This is a genomic window from Paraburkholderia sp. A1RI-2L, from assembly GCF_048957375.1.
Lineage (GTDB): Bacteria > Pseudomonadota > Gammaproteobacteria > Burkholderiales > Burkholderiaceae > Paraburkholderia.
This window is the reverse complement of the sequence record NZ_JARBTA010000002.1, coordinates 1,194,412-1,212,474: the sequence shown is the minus strand read 5'-3', so window position 1 is coordinate 1,212,474 and position 18,063 is coordinate 1,194,412. Positions and strand designations below refer to the sequence as shown.

The following is an 18,063-nucleotide window of genomic DNA, read 5'->3' as shown; positions in this document are numbered from 1 at the left end:
TTACGCCGCTTGCCGATAGCCCATCGCCGGCCGGTCGCCGCGCGGCGGGAAGACCTGCCAGAAGCCGTCGTCGTGCCGGAAGAAGAAGAGCGCTCGAGGACACGTCGGATGCGAGACCTCTACGCAGACGAACCGTCTGTGGCCCGCCGCAGTGCGGCCGAACTGCGTCACATGGGCGGGCACGGCCGGGGTCGGCGCCAGCCACTTCTCCACCAGCCCGTGCAGGCTTCGTTTCCGCGCACTCATCTCTTGTTTCCTCGTTTCATTCCACCTCTCGAATGTCCCGCCCGCTCGGCATTGCGTTGCTCATGCGGCCGCCCTGACGAGTTCATCGGACAGCCCGAACTGGCGCGCGATCGTCAGAAGTCGCTCACGCCACTCCCATCTGCCGAATACGTCGTGTACGTTTTGCAGACAACTGAGAAGCTCGATCGTGACCGGGTCGTAGACGTTGATCCGCGAGCGAAGCAGCGCCCTGCGCAGCGCGGCGACGCCAACATCCATGTACGCCGGGATTGTGTGCAATGACTGTGTGCCGATATAGCGGACCGGAACGCCTTCGATCGCGGTTGTGTAATCGGAGGGCTTGATAAGGCAGCCGACAGGACATCCTCCACAGTAGCCGCGATATGCGCCGCCACCGTGTGGAAGCAGCGCCGCGCGGCCCTGGCAGAAGAGGTGCTCCACTGCCTGGTCGAAGATCTGCTGATAGGTCAGAAAATCACGGCTTTTCATGTTGCGGCTCCGCCAAATCTGTCAATGATTCGTGTCTCCAGTATGGCTGGTCGACGGTGCCTTGAAATCTGCCATAGGGAGTTCCCCCTTTGGGGGTATTGGCACCAATCAACCGCGAAAGCCACGACGGATTTGTCGCCTAAAAGTAGATTTGCTCGCGCGAGTGCTCAGTGCAACTAGACAACTGGTTGCGGGTTTTCGACGGTCGGGGAATTTGTCTGCAAGCCGCACCAGGACTGGATCTCAGGTCAGAGTGGCCAGATCGGCTAAAGTCCAGATTTCTGGACGCAGCGAATGACCCGAATCCCATGCTGGCAAGAGATTCCAACAAGATTGAGCCTGGAGCAGTTCGAGCAATTTGTCTGGCCGCATCTGAGCCTGGGCCGGCGCGGACCTTCCCCCACGCTGGCCTTGCACAAAATCTTCAACTACATCCTGCAGGTACTGTACATGGGTTGTCAATGGAAGATGCTGCCGATCGAGAGGAATGCAGAAGGTCACCCTGAAATCCACTATACACGTATCTACCGGATGTTTCGTCGCTGGCAGGCCGACGGTTGCATCGATGCCATCTTTTCAGGCTCGGTGCAGCAACTTCATCAGGACCAGCGGCTTGATCTTTCGATCATCCACGGTGACGGTACCACGACGGCGGCGAAGAAAGGTGGCGACAATCTCGGATACAGTGGGCACAAGCATATGAAGGGCGACAAAGTGGTGGCCTTGTGTGATCGCAACTGCAACGTCATTGCTCCATTTATCAGTGCTCCCGGCAACCGCAACGAATCACCGCTGTTGCGCGACGCGCTGCCCAGTCTTACCGCCATGGCACGCGCCATTGGCGCGGACCTGCGCTGTTCAATCTTCAGCCTGGATGGCGTCTACGACTGCAGGGTCAACCGCAAGGCGATTTTCAACCGCGGCATGATCCCAAACATCCCCGAGAATCCACGCGGGCGCAAAACACCGAAGCGCGGCCGCAAGCAGCGCTATGATCCGGCCATCTTCGAGGAGCGCTTCAGGACCATTGAGCGGGTCTTTGCCTGGGAGGACAAATTCCGCCGTCTGCTGCTACGCTTTGAACGCATCAGTGTAATCGGTAATTCACCGACGTTCTTGCGATCTCAGGCGCTCTGATGCAAGGGCGAGCGCAGGGGATTGCCGGCGAAGAGTGATTTCCACATCCTCGGCGTGAGTTCATGCACGCGCGATGCCGGATGCTGGCCCACGCGCTGCAACACGTCGACCAGATAGTCGTAGGGATCGATGTCGTGCAGCTTGCACGTCACCAGCAGGCTTTGCGCGATACCGATCTGCCTGGCGCCGAGTTCGGTCCAGCAGAACATCCAGTTCTTCTTGCCCATTGGGATGGCGCGCAGCGCCCGCTCCAATGAATTCGTATCGATCTCGACATCCGCATCATCCAGATACAGCAACAGGCCATCGCGGCGCTCACGGACATAGGCCAGCGCCTTCGTGAGCGGACTGCTCGGCAGCAAGCCTTGCGCTTCGAACTGCCTGTCCACCCAGACGAAGAACTGCTGCGCCACCGGCTTCGCATGCTGCTGCCTCCATGCGCGCTTGCCGGAGCCTGTCAGGCCCTTCTGCCGGATGTCTTCCTCGACGCGATACAGCGCGCCGATATGCTCCAGCGCTTCGGCCACGCGTGCCGGCTCGATCTCTTCGGCCTTCACGAAGGCACGCCTGCTGTGCGCCCAGCACTGCGCGTGGGCCAGACCCGTCTTCTTCGCATACCAGGCGTACGCCTTGTAGCCGTCCGTGTGCAGGACGCTGCCAGCCGCCGCGGTTTGCCCGAGCAACTGCTCGACGTGCTCCTGCCGCCGGCTCGGCTGGTAGTGGAAGCAGATCTCCTCGAGCTCGCCCATCACCGGCCAGAAGTACGCCGACTTCATCTTGCCCGGGCCGTCCCGTCCGGCCTTGATCGGCGTCTCGTCCATGCGCTTGACACGCGAGCTCAGGATCGACTGCCACTGCGCGTCGTGGACGGGCTCGATCAGCGCAATGGCCGCTTGCGCGATCTGCGTGAGCCACTGCCGCGACACGCGGATGCCGCACTGGGCAAGCCGCTGATGTTGGCGGTACAGCGGCAGGTGGTACACCAGCTTGTCGATGAGCAGCCCGGCGATGAACGACACATCGGCGCGGCTGCCTTCGATCACACCAACCGGCGCCGCAGGACACGACAGTGCCTGCGTATCGCGCCGCTTGATCACCGGGCGCACGTACTTGAGCACGACATAGCTGCCGGGACGTTGGGCCAGCCGGTGGCTCACACGCTCGCCGATTACTTCGTAATCCTCGGGATCGAGACCTGCGCTCTCGGGGTTCGCGATCTCGATGACTTCGACCGGCACCTTGCCCTCGTCGAAGAACAGCGTTGATTCGTCGACACCCGGGCGACTGGGCGTGGTGCTGCGCTCGTGGCCTGCTATGCGCGTCTTCCTGCCCGGCGCCGGTGCATCGGGCACAGCATCGAAGGCTTCGCCCAGCGTGCCTTGTGCCGCATCGGGCTGTACGATGCGACGCTCGCTCTTGCGGCCGAACAGCTGGCGCTGGAACCACGCGACTTGCGCGCGCAATTGTGCGTTCTCGCTCAGTACCGCTTCGCATCGCGCTGACAACGCCGCCACGTGCGCAGTGAGCGCTACGAGCGTTTCGTCGGTGGCGGCAGTCGATGGCATGGCCACCATCATAGGGCAACGCATGCCTCATGGCGAGGGCCTCACCGGCGACTGTGGCTGCGTGTGCCGGTAACGATGCCGCTGCCGGACGACCTCGATTCCCTCGAGCAACAGCTTCAGTTGGGTGACATCGATCTCACGCGTGTCCGCCCGGTTCCAGTTGGCCAGAAATCGGCCTTGCTCGAGCCGCTTGGCCCAAACGCACCAGCCGCTGCGATCGAAATAAAGCACCTTGATTTGCGTGGCACGACGATTGATGAACGCGAACAGATGGCCCCCAAGTGGATCGACCGGCATGCTGTGGCGTGCGATCGCGTGCAAGCCATCGAACGAGCGCCGCATGTCCACGGGTGCGCCGTACAGGAACACACGTACCTGCTGCTCAGGGAAGAACATCAGCTTCTCGCGATTGTCAGAACGATGCCGCCGGGCAGATCGAGGCGGATCGTCAGATTCGCCTGTCCAGCCTGCGTGCCCGGGTTGATGTGCGTGTCAGTTGCCGCAATGGTCCCCAGATCGACAAAGGCCGAGTCCCCGGCGGATGCATCCACGCCACACGGAGATGCCAGGCCCTGCAAGCGCCGCCGCCAATGATAGAAGCGAAACTCCGACACCGACTCCTCACGGCAGAACGCTCTGACCGTCAGTCCGCGCTCTGCGAAGCGTGCCAGCCTCTGGCGCCACGCTAATTCCACTTCCTCTCGCTTCGCTGCTGCCTTCATCGTCTGCTCCTGATCGCATTGAACGAGGAGCATTCTGCAACGACATCTACGCGAACTCTATAACGCTCATGGCTTACCGCTTACGCATCAGTGACGTGCACTACGCGTTCAAGACGCTTGCCTATACGATGATCAACCTGCGTCACTACTGCTGAATCGTCGACGAATCGTATTTCGCTGAGGGCGCTACGCGTCATGAATACTCACGCCTATTGCATTCGCATTCCTGATCATAATGCAGGCTTCGATACCGAATAGCTGTCGTTTTCTGCAACGATGCGCCTGACTTCGCGCGATCACCAGCGTCCATCGTGGTTCTTCCGTTCGCAGTGAACCGAAACCCGCAACCAGTTGGATACGTGTGGTGTGCGATCGTTATGCTGTCGTTCACCTTGCCGACATGCTCGTGCATTTTTTGTCGACGTCCGCCCAATTATCCCAATATGCGGGACGCCCCTGGTTGCCTCGCTGCGGCGCCCTGCCTACTATCAACGGCTCTGGTGCAAATAGGGTCGGGGAAATCGGTTAGAGTTGTCGGAGCAAAATGAACTGATGAACCGCGATGAGCAAGCTGAAGAGTCTGGAGGAGTTGTTCGGTGGACGTCACTTTGATCGGGAGATCATCATTCTGTGCGTTCGCTGGTATCTGCGCTACAAGCTCAGCCTGCGCGATCTGGTCGAGATGATGGCCGAACGGGGATTATCGCTGGCTCACACGACGATCCTGCGCTGGGTGAGACGCTATACGTCCGAGTTCGTCAAACGCTGGAACCGCTTTGCTACGCCAGCTGGTCGCTCGTGGCGCGTCGACGAGACCGCGGGAATGAAGCTGCGTCTCGCCTTCGCGTTTCGATCCCTTTGACAGGCGTTGCCATGTTGCAGGAACGTTTTATCTACTTTCCTGAGCGGGCTGCAATCGAGGACGTCGCTTCCGATCGACTTGTGGCCTGGCCGACCATGGAGGCATTCCGAGGCCTCGTCGCAGAACCGCCTGGAACCGTGCGCGGCACGGCGATTGTCTTTCATGGCAATGCGGGGCACGTAGGGCACCGTTCCGTCTACGCTGCGGTGCTTAACCGGCTGGGCCTGCGCGTGATCCTCGCCGAATATCCGGGCTATGGGCCACGTGGGGGCTCTCGAGATGAAGAACGTCTTGTCGCCGATGCGCAGGAGACCATCGAGCTTGCGCATCGTCTCTACGGCGCCCCGGTGCTGCTCATCGGGGAATCGCTCGGGGCCGGCGTGGTTGCCGCGGCCGGCTCGCACGAACGCGACAGGATCGCCGGCTTGATGCTCATCACGCCATGGGACAGGCTCGAGCACGTCGCCGCCTTCCATTACCCATGGGTGCCCTTCAAGTGGCTGGTGCATGACCGATACGACAGCGCGACCCACCTGGCAGCGTTCGGTCGCCCGGTTTTCGTTGTGGTTGCCGAACGCGACAGCATCGTTCCGGCACGCTTCGGCGAGGCACTCCATGACGCGCTGTGCTGTCCTAAGCAACTGAAGATCGTGGAGGCGGCGGAGCATAACGACTGGATTGGCCACGTCGACGACAGCTGGTGGCGGGAGGCGATCGGCTTCCTGCTCGCGCCTGCTCAACCATGAAATCCCGTTCCGTCCCGCCCCAGTGTGAACGCTTCTACGTCCTCGATGCGAGGAACAGGCCTGTCGAGGTGTTCGACCGTAGCGAGTGGTCGCGCTGGATGGCCGAGAACGAATTGATCTTTCGCCGCACGCTGCTCGAAGAGTTCGGCGTGACGGTCACGACGCGCTTTCGTGGACGCGATTACAGCTTAAATCAAGCAGAAAAGTGTCTTGACTGACGGGTCCACTTTACCCCCATAGGCTTGGTGCGCCGCATTGTAGCCGTTCTGAGTGCTGTGAGTGCCTGTTAGAAAGGCATGTGCAGCGGTCCGACCAGGCGCCATGAATACGCGCACCTTCATCTTCCGTATACCAAACTATCAGTTTCTCTAATGATGCCTCAAGTCTGATTCGATTTCTTGAATGTGTCACTACACTCGTCTCCGGAGATACGCCATTCTGGATGGCTATCCAGCGTTTCACTCTTCTCATCTGGAGACCTATTGTGAGAGACAACCACGCTCATCTGAGCAGCTACTTGCACCGATTTTTAGCCAGCATTGCGCTTTGCCTGGTGTCAGTGGCCCCGGCCATGGCGCAATCCACATCCACCGGAGAACTGCCCCACGTCGCAGTGCTGGCAACCGGCGGCACGATCGCCGGTACCGCAGCGAGTGAGACGCAAACGACGGGCTACAAGCCAGGCGTATTAACGGCTGACGCGCTTCTCAAATCAGTGCCGTCATTAGGCAAGATTGCACAGGTGTCCGGTGAACAAATTTCGAACGTCGGAAGCGAGAACATCACCAACGATATCCTCCTGAAACTGGCCAGGCGCGTGAATCGGCTTCTGGCTCAACCGGATATCGCGGGTGTCGTGGTTACTCACGGCACCGATACCCTCGAGGAAACCGCATATTTCCTTGATCTTGTCGTCAAGAGCGACAAGCCCGTGGTAGTCACGGGTTCGATGCGACCGTCAACGGCGATCAGTGCTGATGGCCCGAGCAACCTCCTGCAGGCAGTCACGGTTGCCGCCTCGCCGGAGGCACGTAGCCGCGGCGTGATGATCGTGCTGAACGACCGGATCGGTTCGGCGCGCTACACCACGAAGACAAACGGCACCACGCTGGATACGTTCAAGGGAAACGACGCTGGTTACCTGGGCACGCTGGTAGACGAGGTTCCTCACTTCGAGACGTCCGTGCTGAAGCGCCACACCACATCGACGCCATTTGACGTGTCGAAGCTGGATTCGCTGCCGGAAGTCGATATTGTCTACGGCTACCAGAACGACGGCGGCTTCATGTACGACGCCGCAGTTTCGCACGGCGCAAAGGGCATAGTCGTTGCGGGAGTTGGCGCAGGCAGCGAATCGCTTCTTACCCTTCCCTCGATCAAGAAGGCGATTGCCAAGGGGGTGATTGTGGTCCGCTCCTCCCGTACGGGGGGCGGATTCATACCCGAAGATCCAGCCTACGTGGGTCTTCTCGGTGACGACCTGAACCCCCAAAAGGCACGCATTCTCCTGATGCTCGCGCTTACGGTAACCAAAGATCCGTCACGTATCCAGGCAATGCTTCACGAGTTTTAAATCATTATCGCCGGTTGTTGAGGTGCAGCGGGACGACGATTCGTGCGGGCGCGACGGTGCTGTGAAAGCGCCGTCGCGCCGCGTGTCGTTCCGGGAGACGCCAGAGCCGTCCCCTGTTCGAGCCCCAGCACGTCTGGTGTTTGTTGCGGTGTTCGACTTCAATCACTGCGTCACATACTATTAGAGTTATTGATACTGCCACCGGACATGCTGTTTTTTTGATTCTGACTCCCTACACTGGTTTTTGAAGGCGCACGCAGGCGCCTCGCTGATAACCAGAGTTCAGGAGACGAAAGTGAGCAAGCAGATATTGATGGAGGATGTTCCGCTGCGCGGTTTCCACGTGCGCGTGGCGTTCAGCGGTACAGGCGGGCAGTTCAGCGACGGTTTTGTGCTGGGCATTATTGGAATCGCCGTGAGCATGGCTGCCGGCGCACTTCACCTGAACGCAGTCTGGATGGGGGCGCTCGGTGCGGCGTCACTTGCCGGCCTCTTCTTCGGAAGCATGTTTGCGGGTCCTGTGGCGGATCGTTATGGCCGACGCACCATCTTCGCCTTCGACATGCTGCTCTTTGCCGTGATATCCGCAGCGCAATATTTTGTGACGGCGCCGACCCAACTGCTGGTGTTGCGCGTACTGCTTGGGCTCATTCTCGGCGCCGACTACGTCGTGAGCAAGTCGCTCGTCACGGAGTTTGCTCCACGCCGCTATCGTGGCCGTCTCCTGAGTGTGCTCGCCGCGGCCTGGGCGGCAGGTTACGTTTGTGCGTATCTCGCAGGCTTCGCCATTCGCGATATCGGCCCGGACGCATGGCGGATCATGCTGGCCGCCAGTGGACTGCCGGCACTGCTGATCCTGCCGTTCCGTCTCGGCGTACCCGAGTCGCCCATGTGGCTGATGAAACGCGGCCGCCAGGACGAGGCACTGGAAATCATCCGTGCAAAGTTCGGACCGGAGACCATGCTGCCTGCACCGACGGCCGTGCCCCAGCAACGTCGTGGTGCGTGGTCAGAACTGTTCTCGGCCCGTTGGAGAAAGAACACCCTGGTCGGCTGTGTGTTCTACACGTGCCAGGTCATTCCTTACTTTGCGCTCGGCACGTTTTCTCCAAAGGTACTGCAAGCCTTGCAGGTCAAGGACGGCTTTGTCGGCGCCCTCGTTTATAACGTACTGCTCTTTGCCGGAGCAATCTTTGGACTGCTGATCGCCGACAGGCTCTCGCGTCGCGCATTTCTCGTTGGCAGCTTCTATCTGGCCGCAATCGGGCTGGCGGTGCTCGCCTACGCCGGATTCGGGCCGCTCGGCACAATACTCGCATTTGGCATTTTCGCCTGCATCCTTTCTGCTGCTGCGAACCTCGAGTTCATCTATCCGCCGGAGCTTTTCCCGACCCACCTGCGCGCGTCCGGTGTAGGGCTGGCCGTCGCCTCCAGCCGCTTCGGTTCTGCGATCAGCACGTTTCTTCTGCCTGTGGCTGTGCAACAGGTCGGCATTCACGCTGCGCTCGGTGTGTGCGTGGCCGTCCTGGTGTTCGGTGGCGTGTTCTGTCACTGGTTCGCACCGGAAACCGGCAAGGAGAGTCTCTCGGATATGAGCTCGGGTCACGGCAGCAATGAACCAGCGGTGGACGACGGCCAGAACGTGAGCCTGCGCACATCGGCGCATCGCAACAGAAACCCGGGCGTCTGACGCTCCGACGCGCGTTGGCGCACACCTGGCAACGTCTGCTGACCGAAACTAAGGGAGAGCCGATCGTGTCGTCCAACAAGCCAATTGATATATATGCGGTACAGGTCTTCGTCGCAGTGGCGGAAGAGGGCAGCATGTCTGGGGCAGCCGCACGCATGGGCATTTCCCAATCCGGTGTCTCGCAGATCATCCGCCAACTCGAAGACGAACTGGGGGTTGTGCTGGTCAATCGCACGACCCGTCCCCTCGCGTTGACGCCGTACGGCATCGCATTGAGGAACCGCGGCACGGTACTCAGTGAGGAGATCGCCAACCTGAAGGCTCAGGTTGTCGAAGCGGGTCGAGGCATCAAGCCTGATCTTCGCATTGGACTTGTCGACTCGTTCGCTTCCACCTGCGGCTCGGCTTTTACGAAGCGGTTGTTGGGAAAGGTGTCGCAACTGTCCATCCGGACGGGATTGAGCCCGCAGCAAGGCGAGGCGTTGCTGCGGCGCGATCTGGATCTCATCGTCACGAGTGACGCGTTGATAGACGCCAATGACGTCGTCCGGTTCCGGCTCTTCTCCGAGCAATACCTGGTCATCACGCCCCGGGATTTTCGCAGGTCGATCCGAACCGTGGAGGACATCCGGGCGTTGTCCAATGCATTGCCGATCGTGCGCTTTAACCGGAAATCACAGGTCGGCATGCAGATTGAGCGTTATTTGCGGCGCATCGAAGTGCGTGCACCGAACCGGCTCGAACTCGATACCGCCGATGCGCTCACGTCGATGGTGGCAGAGGGTATCGGATGGGCAGTGACCTCGCCGATGTGCCTGCTCCAGGGAGCGGCTTATGCCGACCAGGTGGCCACCCACGTGGTCGACAGGCTGGGTCTCGAACGCTCGCTGTACCTGGTAGCGCGTCGGGATGAATACAGCGCCTTTTTCGAAGATGCATGTGACACGGCATCCGAAGTTATCGAAACATCATTTCTGCCGAGAGTGAAAAAAGCACTCGGCCAGGAAATTGAACAACTCATTGATGTGGAAAACAGGAACACAAATGAATAGTCAAGCCAAAGCTGAAACGCGTACGGAACGCGACTACATCGGCGAAGTTGATATTCCCGTCGAAAAATTATACGGCGTCAACTCGGTAAGGGGCGTCGACAATCTGACGGTTTCGCTGCTCAGCATTGCGCACTATCCTGCGTTTGCGGTGGCCTTTGCGCAGTGCAAATGGGCGGCCGCGCTCGCGAACCGCGACAACGACGTGATCACGCTGGAACAATGCGATGCAATCAGCCGGGCGTGTCAGGAAATCATCGAAGGCAAGCTTGGCGACTCCCTGATCGTTGATCTGCTCGAAGGCTCGGGTGGAACCTCGACGAACATGAACTTCAACGAGGTGATCGCGAATCGGGCGCAACAGCTTTTGGGGCATGCGTCAGGCTCGTACGACGTGATCCATCCCAACGACCATGTCAACCGCTCGCAGTCCACGAATGACGTGTATCCGGCCGCGCTGAAAATTGCGACCTACGCGATGCTTGGACCGCTCAGTGCGGAAGTAGAAAAACTGGCTGAGAAGTTCGAGGGTAAGGCTCTCGAGTTTGCCGACGTCCTTCACCTCGGCCGAACGTGTCTCCAGGATGCGCAGCCTATGCGCCTCGGCCAGCTTTTCAGCGGTTATGCGTCGCTTGCGCGACGTCTGGCGGAAGAGTTGACGGCAGTGCGCGACAAGCTGCGGACACTGCCCCTAGGTGGTACGGCAATCGGTACGGGTTTCGGTGCGCCCGCGGGATATCGATCCGCGGTCTACCGGCACCTCTCGGACATCGCGGGTGTCGACTATGTCGCGCCGGCAAACCCGTTCGACGCGATGCAGAACATGGACGTGTTCTCGCGCGTTTCGGGGGAGCTTCGGACCTGTGCGGCGTCCATTGCGAAAATTGCATCGGACCTTACGGTGCTGTCCTCGGGTCCAGTGGGCGGAATTGGGGAGTTGCGCCTGCCGGAGGCGCAGGCCGGCTCCTCGATCATGCCGGGCAAGGTGAACCCCGTGCTGCCAATGGCCATGATCCAGCTGAGCTTTGCGGTTATCGGAAATGATGTCGCGGTGGCTCAGGCCGTGCAGTATGGCGAGCTGGAAATCAATCACTTCGAGCCTGTCGTGGCCTCGCGCGTGTTTGACAGCATCATGCTGCTGACCAACGGCATCCAGCGGTTCACGCAGAAGTGCGTTGCCGGCATTACCGCAGACGTTGCGTGCAACGAACGGCACCTGATGGATTCGATGGCTGTGGCGACGGCGCTCGTGCCGAAACTTGGCTATGCTCGAGTGAGCAAGCTGGCGCGGCAGTCGGTGGCGGAAGGTCGGCCGCTGGTGGAGATTCTCGACGAATCTGGCCTGCTGTCGCGCGATGACACCCTGTCGGCCATCGACGCGGCCTCGTACCCGGTTTATGAGCCGCGTTGATCGCCCCCTGGCCGGCCGCGCAAGATCACGGCCGGCCTTTGCAACATTGTGGAGCGAATGGGAAATGATAGAAAGGGACGAACTGCTCACGCTGCTCGAGGAGCAAGACGTGCCGTTTGAGTGTGAGTACCATGAGCAGGTGCTCAACATGACGGAATCCGGCGCGCTCAAGCTTTCGCTCGACGGTGCGCGCTGCAAGAATCTTCTGCTCCTGGACAAGCAGGGCGGTTTATACCTCGTCGTCACGACCGCGCATAAATCGCTGGACCTGCCCGCGGTCGCGAAGACGCTGAACAGCAAACGTCTCTCGTTCGCTTCGGCCGATCGCCTTTTCGATCTGCTTGGGGTTCGGCCCGGTTCGTTGAGCCCACTCGCTTTGGTCAATGACCGCGCTCATGACGTTCGCCTCGTCATCGACGATGACCTGGCGCATGAACGGGTCTTTTTGTTTCATCCGCTCGATAGCACAGCGACAATCGCGTTGTCGAGACAAGATCTCGAAGATTTTATGAAGCACATTGGTCACGCTCCGTCGTGGCACGCCCTCGCTGCCGGCGCGCCCTCGCAAGCCGAAGGATAAGGCGAAGGTCGAAGTCGGCGTGCAGATCGTCGAACGCTGGATTCTTGCCCGCTTCCGGAATCACCGGTTCCACAGTCTGGCCGAACTGAACAAGGCGATCGCTGGGTTGATCAACGATCTGAATACGCGGCCGTTCAAGAAGCTTGATGGCACTCGGCGCGAGCGGTTCGAGCGACTCGACAAACCGGCGCTGCGCCCGCTGCCGACGCGCCGCTACGAAATCGCCACCTTCCAGAAGTGCCGCATCAACATTGACTCGCATATCGAGGTCGATGGCCACTACTACAGCGCGCCGCACAGCCTTGTACGCCAGGAAGTCCACGCGCGCGTGACGCGCTACGGTGTGGAAATCCTGCATGGCGGCAAACGCGTCGCCGCCCACGCTCGCAGTCGGCTCAAGGGGAAGTACACCACCGTGGCCGAGCATATGCCTGCGGCTTACCGCGCCCACATGGAATGGACACCGAGCCGGTTGCTGAACTGGGGCGCATCGATCGGCGTCAGCGCCGAGGCGGTCGTCAGGCATTTGCTGACGAACCGTCCGCACCCAGAAATGGGATACCGCGCGTGCCTGGGCCTGCTGTCGCTGTCGCGCAAATACGGCAAGGAGAGGCTGGAAGCGGCGTGCCAGCGCGCACTCGTGATTGGCGCGCCAACCCAGCGGTCCGTGCGCACCATCCTGCAAACCGGCTCCGACAAGCAACCGCTGCCACAAAGCGGGACCACCGAATGGCAGTCGCCCCTGCACGAGAACGTGCGCGGGCCCAAGTATTACCACTGACCCAAGGAGGTCACGACGTTGATGCAGCAAACCCTCTCCCAGCTCAAGGCCCTGAAGCTGGACGGCATGGCTCGCGCGTTCGAGGAACAGGCCGCGCTGACGGCCAGCACGAGCCTGTCGTTCGAGGAACGCTTCGGCATGGTCGTGGATCGTGAGATCGCCTGGCGCGATACCCGCCGGCTCGAGCGATTGCTCAAGTCTGCGAAACTCAAGAATCCCCAAGCCTGCATTGAGGACATCGAGTACCGGCAGAGCCGTGGGCTCGACAAGGGTATGGTCGCCACGCTCGCCGGCTGTGACTGGATCCGCAATGCACAGAACCTCATCCTCACGGGGCCAACTGGTGCCGGAAAAACTTGGGTCGCCTGCGCCTTCGGCCAGCAGGCCTGCCGACAGGGCTTCTCCGTGCTGTACGTGCGCGTCGCGCGGCTGTTCGAGGAATTGAAGATCGCCCACGGCGACGGCAGCTTCACACGTCGGCTCGCGCAGCTCGCCAAGATGGACGTCTTGTTGCTCGACGACTGGGGACTGCAGGACGTCGACCAGGGCGCGCGCAACGATCTGCTCGAAGTGCTCGACGATCGCGTCGGCACGCGATCCACGATCATCACAAGTCAACTGCCCCTTGAACACTGGCACGCCTGGCTGCAAGACCCGACCCTCGCCGACGCAATCCTCGACCGCCTCGTCCATCAGGCTCACAAGCTTCCGTTGAAGGGCGATTCGATGCGCAAGAAGAACGCACCTGATCAAAAAGTAGCCTGATCTCGAACACCCGCAGTACAATCTAAGCACTACGCAGCACCTCCCTCCTGGCCTGTTCGACTTCACCGAAACGGGCGTTCAGCTTCCCCGAAATACGCACATAGGGCTGTGCCGGCAACGGCTGCAGTGCCGGCGCGTCCAACTGGGCGAACGCGCTGGCACGACATCCCGGCAGCTTCTGGAATGGCCTCTCATTCAGGTTCTTGAGCAGCGGGCAGATCGCCTCATTGACCGAGTGGACCGAGTCAAACCGGTGATGACGTAGGCGCGCCATGATCCAGCGTTCGACCACCTGGACCGCAACCTCTACCTTCGGTTTGTCCTGCGGACGATATACGCGCGCAGGAAGGAATGATGTGCCGTAGTGACGCGCGAAGTCCAGCACAGTGTCGCCGGCGCGAGGTTCATAGCGATCGGGATCGGCAATCATCGCACGCGGGTTATCCGGGACGATCAACTGCGGCACACCACCATAGAAGGTCAGCGCGCGAGCAATCCCGCCCAGCCAGTCCTCCATCGTCTCGGCCGGCGTCGCACATGCGAACGTGTAACTCGATGCGCCCATAGCCGCTACGAAGATGTGCGCGCGGCGTCCAGTCGTCAGTGGCAACGTGGGGCCGGCGAAGTCGACAAACAGCTTCTCGCCGGCGCGATGAATCTGACGCATCGAGCGCTTCAGGCGTTTTGTGAACGCCTTGTAGTGCCCACAGAACTGCGTATAGCGGTAGGTCTGCCGGTCCGCGAACTCAGCCTGGTATTCCTCCCATAGCAACGTCAGCGTCATGCCCTTGCGACGCAGCTCCTGATGGATGCGTCCATAGTCGGGCTGGGCATAGGCTGCTGGCCCCGTGGGCTTGCCGAGAAGCCGCCGCTCGAGTTCGCCTTCATCCATATCGCAGGCGCTTGCCCAGTCCAGCCCGGCGGCACTGGCTAGTCCGATGTATTTCGTGACCACGCCCTTGGATATGCCCAGTGATGCGGCGATCCGATCGTGCGAGAAGCCGCCGTCGAACTTAAGTCGTAAAACGTCCTTGATCATGCGCATGTTCATCCGGTGCGCGGGCATCGTCTCTCCGGCCAAAGCCGGCGAGCATAGCCCGCGAGGTTGATGTCATGCGCAACGCCAATCCTGCCTTCCGGTCCGCTCGGTCACGTTTCCGAAATGACCGGTCACGTTGCCGAAATCGCCGGTCACCATCCCGAAACGGCCGGTCACGTTCGTCCGAAATACGCAGTAATGAACCAGTCGGACCCGTGCTGAGTCATGTCCAGCGTTGAAGAGGCCGCAACTTGGGTCCGACTTCGCATCGCGTGATCGCCCGGAAGCAGCGCTAAAAGCTGCAACTGGTTGCGGGTTTCGGTTCACTGCGAACGGAAGAACCACGATGGACGCTGGTGATCGCGCGAAGTCAGGCGCATCGTTGCAGAAAACGACAGCTATTCGGTATCGAAGCCTGCATTATGATCAGGAATGCGAATGCAATAGGCGTGAGTATTCATGACGCGTAGCGCCCTCAGCGAAATACGATTCGTCGACGATTCAGCAGTAGTGACGCAGGTTGATCATCGTATAGGCAAGCGTCTTGAACGCGTAGTGCACGTCACTGATGCGTTCAAAGCGTAGCAGCAGACGGCGGAATTTGTCCTCCCAGGCAAAGACCCGCTCAATGGTCCTGAAGCGCTCCTCGAAGATGGCCGGATCATAGCGCTGCTTGCGGCCGCGCTTCGGTGTTTTGCGCCCGCGTGGATTCTCGGGGATGTTTGGGATCATGCCGCGGTTGAAAATCGCCTTGCGGTTGACCCTGCAGTCGTAGACGCCATCCAGGCTGAAGATTGAACAGCGCAGGTCCGCGCCAATGGCGCGTGCCATGGCGGTAAGACTGGGCAGCGCGTCGCGCAACAGCGGTGATTCGTTGCGGTTGCCGGGAGCACTGATAAATGGAGCAATGACGTTGCAGTTGCGATCACACAAGGCCACCACTTTGTCGCCCTTCATATGCTTGTGCCCACTGTATCCGAGATTGTCGCCACCTTTCTTCGCCGCCGTCGTGGTACCGTCACCGTGGATGATCGAAAGATCAAGCCGCTGGTCCTGATGAAGTTGCTGCACCGAGCCTGAAAAGATGGCATCGATGCAACCGTCGGCCTGCCAGCGACGAAACATCCGGTAGATACGTGTATAGTGGATTTCAGGGTGACCTTCTGCATTCCTCTCGATCGGCAGCATCTTCCATTGACAACCCATGTACAGTACCTGCAGGATGTAGTTGAAGATTTTGTGCAAGGCCAGCGTGGGGGAAGGTCCGCGCCGGCCCAGGCTCAGATGCGGCCAGACAAATTGCTCGAACTGCTCCAGGCTCAATCTTGTTGGAATCTCTTGCCAGCATGGGATTCGGGTCATTCGCTGCGTCCAGAAATCTGGACTTTAGCCGATCTGGCCACTCTGACCTGAGATCCAGTCCTGGTGCGGCTTGCAGACAAATTCCCCGACCGTCGAAAACCCGCAACCAGTTGTACTCGATAAGGTATCCTTCTTATAGGAACCTTCTAAACCTGCTTTCCTATTTGCACCAGAACCAATAATGACCCACGACGGAGGAGCAAATTTACAACGGCTTCGCGCCTATGATGGCGACTCAGTCTTGCCTTGATGCCATGTAGGCTCTACATCGCACCCGTATGGGTCGAACAATTTATGCGGAGTCCGGTGGCGCGAACCCCACTACCATCAGCATCGAGCCGCTGTCCGCCAACGCAAGGTTGCTTTTGGGACAACAGAGCACAGGTGACTACGCCTTGTTAAACAATTCTGCCAGCCGCATTCTGTGCACCTTTCGCGTGCTGGTCTGCGGAATTTCGTGCATGGGGACAAACACCACTTCACGCGGCACTTTGTAGGCGGCCAACGAAGCTCGACAGTATTCAAGCACCGCCGCCTTGTCGAGCACCGCTCCGCGCGCCAGCACTATCACCGCCGCGACCACCTCGTCGCGCACGGGGTCGGGCAGTCCGGTAACAAACGCCTCCTCAATGGCCGGATGGGTGCGCAACACCTCTTCCACTTCGATCGGCGCCACGTTGATGCCGCCGGTCTTCAGCATTTCCTTGATGCGCCCCTTGAAATGCAGGAAGCCTTCCGCATCGAGCACGCCGAGATCCCCGGTATGGAAGAATCCGTCGGCGTCAAAGCTCGCCGCCGTCGCGTCCGGATTCTTGAAGTAGCCGCGCATCACGTGCCCGCGCAGACACACCTCGCCTGCCTCCCCAGCCGGCAGGGTATGCCCGGTCTCCGGACATACGATGCGTACCTCCGTCCCCGGCAGCACCTGGCCTTCTGTTTCGGCGCGCTTGGCCACGGAATCGTTCGCGTCGTTCACCGTAGCAAAGCCATAACATTCGGTGAGCCCATAGCAGTGGCACAGCAGTGGCATGGCCGTTGCGATCAGCTTGCGCGACACCTCGGGCGATCCGGATGCCACACCCTTTCGCAGTCCAGAAAGATCGTATTCGCCGCGTTGTGGATGCTCGAAGATCGCGTGGACGATATTCGGCGTCGCGCCAAGCGCCGTGCAACGGTAGCGGGAGATGAGGTAAAGAGCATCTGTTGCGTCGAACTGCTGCTGCATGACGATATGCACGCCATGTGTCCAACTCGTCAACAGGAGGTTCTCGCAACCCATTCCCCAGAATAGCGAAACGGGCAGAAACAACGCGTCGTCGCTATCCAGATGCAAACGCTCGCCGATATTCCAGGTATTCTCGATCAGGCTGTCGTGCTGCAACAGCACGCCCTTCGGGTGTGAAGTGGAGCCCGACGTGTAGAGCAGATAAGCAATGTCGCGCGGTTGCACGGCGGCGAGCCTCGTGTGGATGGCCGTGTCGGCAACCGCCGCACCGCGCGCGATGAATTCCTCGTAGCCAATTGCCTGCGCGGCCGTGCGCTCCCCGAGCATGACTACGCGCTTGAGTCGCGGAAATGTCTCGGACAGAGGCGCGAGACCATCGAGCATTTCCACATAGTCGGCGCTCAGATAGCGATCCACGGTGACGAGCACGGAAACGTCCGCATGATCGAGCACATATGCCAGTTCCCGTGCGGTGTACCACGTGTTGAGCGCCACCATGGTCGCGCCCAGGTACTGGATGGCGAAGTTGACGACCAGCCATTCGATCCGGTTGCCCATCAGGATGCCCACCTTGTCGCCGGGCATGACTCCCTCCGCCTGCAAGGCCTTCGCGAACTCGATCGCCAGCGCGCGAAACTGCGCGAAGTTGACCGTGCGCCCTTCGAAACTGGCCGCGGGACGCTCAGGAAAGCGCATGGCCAACTCCTCGACTAGCGCCCCGAGTGTCCGGCTTTCAGGCTTCTTCATATGTCTCTCCAATGGTTTTAGATCGAAAGCTTTGCCCAGCGGTTTATTTTAAACAAATTGTATAAACTAGCCGT

At 60.0% G+C, this 18,063-nt stretch carries 15 protein-coding genes and 4 pseudogenes; 11 read left to right on the top strand and 8 right to left on the bottom strand.

All coding sequences use genetic code 11. The features are described from left to right. Positions 1-246, bottom strand: a complete 246-nt coding sequence (locus tag PWP93_RS20300) for a hypothetical protein (RefSeq protein WP_421045697.1) — start codon at positions 244-246, stop codon at positions 1-3. Between the two features lie 60 nt (positions 247-306). Continuing rightward, the gene (locus PWP93_RS20295; RefSeq protein ID WP_421045696.1) at positions 307-735 is read right to left on the bottom strand and encodes a hypothetical protein; all 429 of its coding nucleotides are present in this window, start codon (positions 733-735) and stop codon (positions 307-309) included. A gap of 294 nt (positions 736-1,029) precedes the next feature. Here PWP93_RS20295 and PWP93_RS20290 point away from each other — a divergent pair, with 294 nt between their 5' ends. Beyond that, entirely contained in the window at positions 1,030-1,872 is an 843-nt protein-coding gene (locus PWP93_RS20290; RefSeq protein ID WP_421045695.1) for a transposase, read from the top strand. Here PWP93_RS20290 and tnpC read toward each other — a convergent pair. The 3 genes from tnpC to tnpA are packed head-to-tail and all read right to left on the bottom strand — an operon-like array spanning position 1,860 to position 4,159. Beyond that, positions 1,860-3,446 (bottom strand): IS66 family transposase, encoded by a 1,587-nt coding sequence (tnpC, locus tag PWP93_RS20285; RefSeq protein ID WP_421044971.1) that lies wholly within the window; start codon positions 3,444-3,446, stop codon positions 1,860-1,862. The genes PWP93_RS20290 and tnpC overlap by 13 nt on opposite strands. 18 nt (positions 3,447-3,464) lie before the next feature. Beyond that, the gene (gene tnpB / locus PWP93_RS20280) at positions 3,465-3,833 is read right to left on the bottom strand and encodes an IS66 family insertion sequence element accessory protein TnpB (RefSeq protein ID WP_421043126.1); all 369 of its coding nucleotides are present in this window, start codon (positions 3,831-3,833) and stop codon (positions 3,465-3,467) included. Continuing rightward, positions 3,833-4,159 (bottom strand): IS66 family insertion sequence element accessory protein TnpA, encoded by a 327-nt coding sequence (gene tnpA / locus PWP93_RS20275; protein ID WP_342964817.1) that lies wholly within the window; start codon positions 4,157-4,159, stop codon positions 3,833-3,835. The genes tnpB and tnpA overlap by 1 nt, the downstream gene beginning before the upstream one ends. A 562-nt stretch (positions 4,160-4,721) precedes the next feature. Here tnpA and PWP93_RS20270 point away from each other — a divergent pair. The 10 genes and pseudogenes from PWP93_RS20270 to istB form a co-directional block, all read left to right on the top strand. After that, positions 4,722-4,976: pseudogene (locus PWP93_RS20270) on the top strand (IS6 family transposase); the annotation flags it as partial. A 56-nt stretch (positions 4,977-5,032) separates the two neighbouring features. Further along, positions 5,033-5,767, top strand: coding sequence for an alpha/beta hydrolase (locus PWP93_RS20265; protein WP_421045694.1), 735 nt, complete (start codon positions 5,033-5,035; stop codon positions 5,765-5,767). Beyond that, positions 5,764-5,943: pseudogene (locus PWP93_RS20260) on the top strand (hypothetical protein); the annotation flags it as partial. The gene PWP93_RS20265 and the pseudogene PWP93_RS20260, both read left to right, overlap by 4 nt. Positions 5,944-6,251: 308 nt before the next feature. Further along, positions 6,252-7,340, top strand: coding sequence for a type II asparaginase (locus tag PWP93_RS20255; protein WP_421045693.1), 1,089 nt, complete (start codon positions 6,252-6,254; stop codon positions 7,338-7,340). A 295-nt stretch (positions 7,341-7,635) separates the two neighbouring features. Further along, positions 7,636-9,030, top strand: a complete 1,395-nt coding sequence (locus PWP93_RS20250; protein WP_421045692.1) for an MFS transporter — start codon at positions 7,636-7,638, stop codon at positions 9,028-9,030. A 65-nt stretch (positions 9,031-9,095) separates the two neighbouring features. Continuing rightward, positions 9,096-10,082, top strand: a complete 987-nt coding sequence (locus tag PWP93_RS20245; RefSeq protein WP_421045691.1) for a LysR family transcriptional regulator — start codon at positions 9,096-9,098, stop codon at positions 10,080-10,082. Beyond that, on the top strand, positions 10,075-11,490 hold the full coding sequence (locus PWP93_RS20240; protein WP_421045690.1) for an aspartate ammonia-lyase: 1,416 nt from the start codon (positions 10,075-10,077) through the stop codon (positions 11,488-11,490). Before PWP93_RS20245 ends, PWP93_RS20240 begins: the two co-directional genes overlap by 8 nt. Continuing rightward, a complete protein-coding gene (locus PWP93_RS20235) occupies positions 11,435-12,070 on the top strand; it encodes a prolyl-tRNA synthetase associated domain-containing protein (protein ID WP_421045689.1) in 636 nt (211 codons plus the stop codon). The genes PWP93_RS20240 and PWP93_RS20235 overlap by 56 nt, the downstream gene beginning before the upstream one ends. Further along, positions 12,030-12,851, top strand: a pseudogene (locus PWP93_RS20230) (Mu transposase domain-containing protein); the annotation flags it as partial. The gene PWP93_RS20235 and the pseudogene PWP93_RS20230, both read left to right, overlap by 41 nt. 21 nt (positions 12,852-12,872) lie before the next feature. After that, complete coding sequence (gene istB, locus PWP93_RS20225; protein ID WP_421045688.1) at positions 12,873-13,616, top strand: IS21-like element ISBmu3 family helper ATPase IstB; 744 nt, start codon at positions 12,873-12,875, stop codon at positions 13,614-13,616. 100 nt (positions 13,617-13,716) lie between these two features. Here istB and istA read toward each other — a convergent pair. From istA to PWP93_RS20210, 3 genes and pseudogenes are all read right to left on the bottom strand, one after another. Continuing rightward, positions 13,717-14,661, bottom strand: a pseudogene (istA, locus tag PWP93_RS20220) (IS21 family transposase); the annotation flags it as partial. Positions 14,662-15,156: 495 nt separating this feature from the next. Then, positions 15,157-16,017 (bottom strand): IS5 family transposase, encoded by an 861-nt coding sequence (locus PWP93_RS20215; protein WP_421045687.1) that lies wholly within the window; start codon positions 16,015-16,017, stop codon positions 15,157-15,159. A 388-nt stretch (positions 16,018-16,405) separates the two neighbouring features. Then, positions 16,406-17,938 (bottom strand): class I adenylate-forming enzyme family protein, encoded by a 1,533-nt coding sequence (locus tag PWP93_RS20210; RefSeq protein ID WP_421046133.1) that lies wholly within the window; start codon positions 17,936-17,938, stop codon positions 16,406-16,408. Positions 17,939-18,063 lie beyond the last annotated feature (125 nt).

What these genes read in the sequence shown, in the direction of transcription:
- PWP93_RS20300 (WP_421045697.1), bottom strand. Translation starts at nt 246, where the DNA reads ATGAGTGCGCGGAAACGAAGCCTGCACGGGCTGGTGGAGAAGTGGCTG.
- PWP93_RS20295 (WP_421045696.1), bottom strand. Translation starts at nt 735, where the DNA reads ATGAAAAGCCGTGATTTTCTGACCTATCAGCAGATCTTCGACCAGGCA.
- PWP93_RS20290 (WP_421045695.1), top strand. Translation starts at nt 1,030, where the DNA reads ATGACCCGAATCCCATGCTGGCAAGAGATTCCAACAAGATTGAGCCTG.
- tnpC (WP_421044971.1), bottom strand. Translation starts at nt 3,446, where the DNA reads ATGGTGGCCATGCCATCGACTGCCGCCACCGACGAAACGCTCGTAGCG.
- tnpB (WP_421043126.1), bottom strand. Translation starts at nt 3,833, where the DNA reads ATGTTCTTCCCTGAGCAGCAGGTACGTGTGTTCCTGTACGGCGCACCC.
- tnpA (WP_342964817.1), bottom strand. Translation starts at nt 4,159, where the DNA reads ATGAAGGCAGCAGCGAAGCGAGAGGAAGTGGAATTAGCGTGGCGCCAG.
- PWP93_RS20265 (WP_421045694.1), top strand. Translation starts at nt 5,033, where the DNA reads ATGTTGCAGGAACGTTTTATCTACTTTCCTGAGCGGGCTGCAATCGAG.
- PWP93_RS20240 (WP_421045690.1), top strand. Translation starts at nt 10,075, where the DNA reads ATGAATAGTCAAGCCAAAGCTGAAACGCGTACGGAACGCGACTACATC.
- PWP93_RS20235 (WP_421045689.1), top strand. Translation starts at nt 11,435, where the DNA reads ATGACACCCTGTCGGCCATCGACGCGGCCTCGTACCCGGTTTATGAGC.
- istB (WP_421045688.1), top strand. Translation starts at nt 12,873, where the DNA reads ATGCAGCAAACCCTCTCCCAGCTCAAGGCCCTGAAGCTGGACGGCATG.
- PWP93_RS20215 (WP_421045687.1), bottom strand. Translation starts at nt 16,017, where the DNA reads ATGACCCGAATCCCATGCTGGCAAGAGATTCCAACAAGATTGAGCCTG.
- PWP93_RS20210 (WP_421046133.1), bottom strand. Translation starts at nt 17,938, where the DNA reads ATGCGCTTTCCTGAGCGTCCCGCGGCCAGTTTCGAAGGGCGCACGGTC.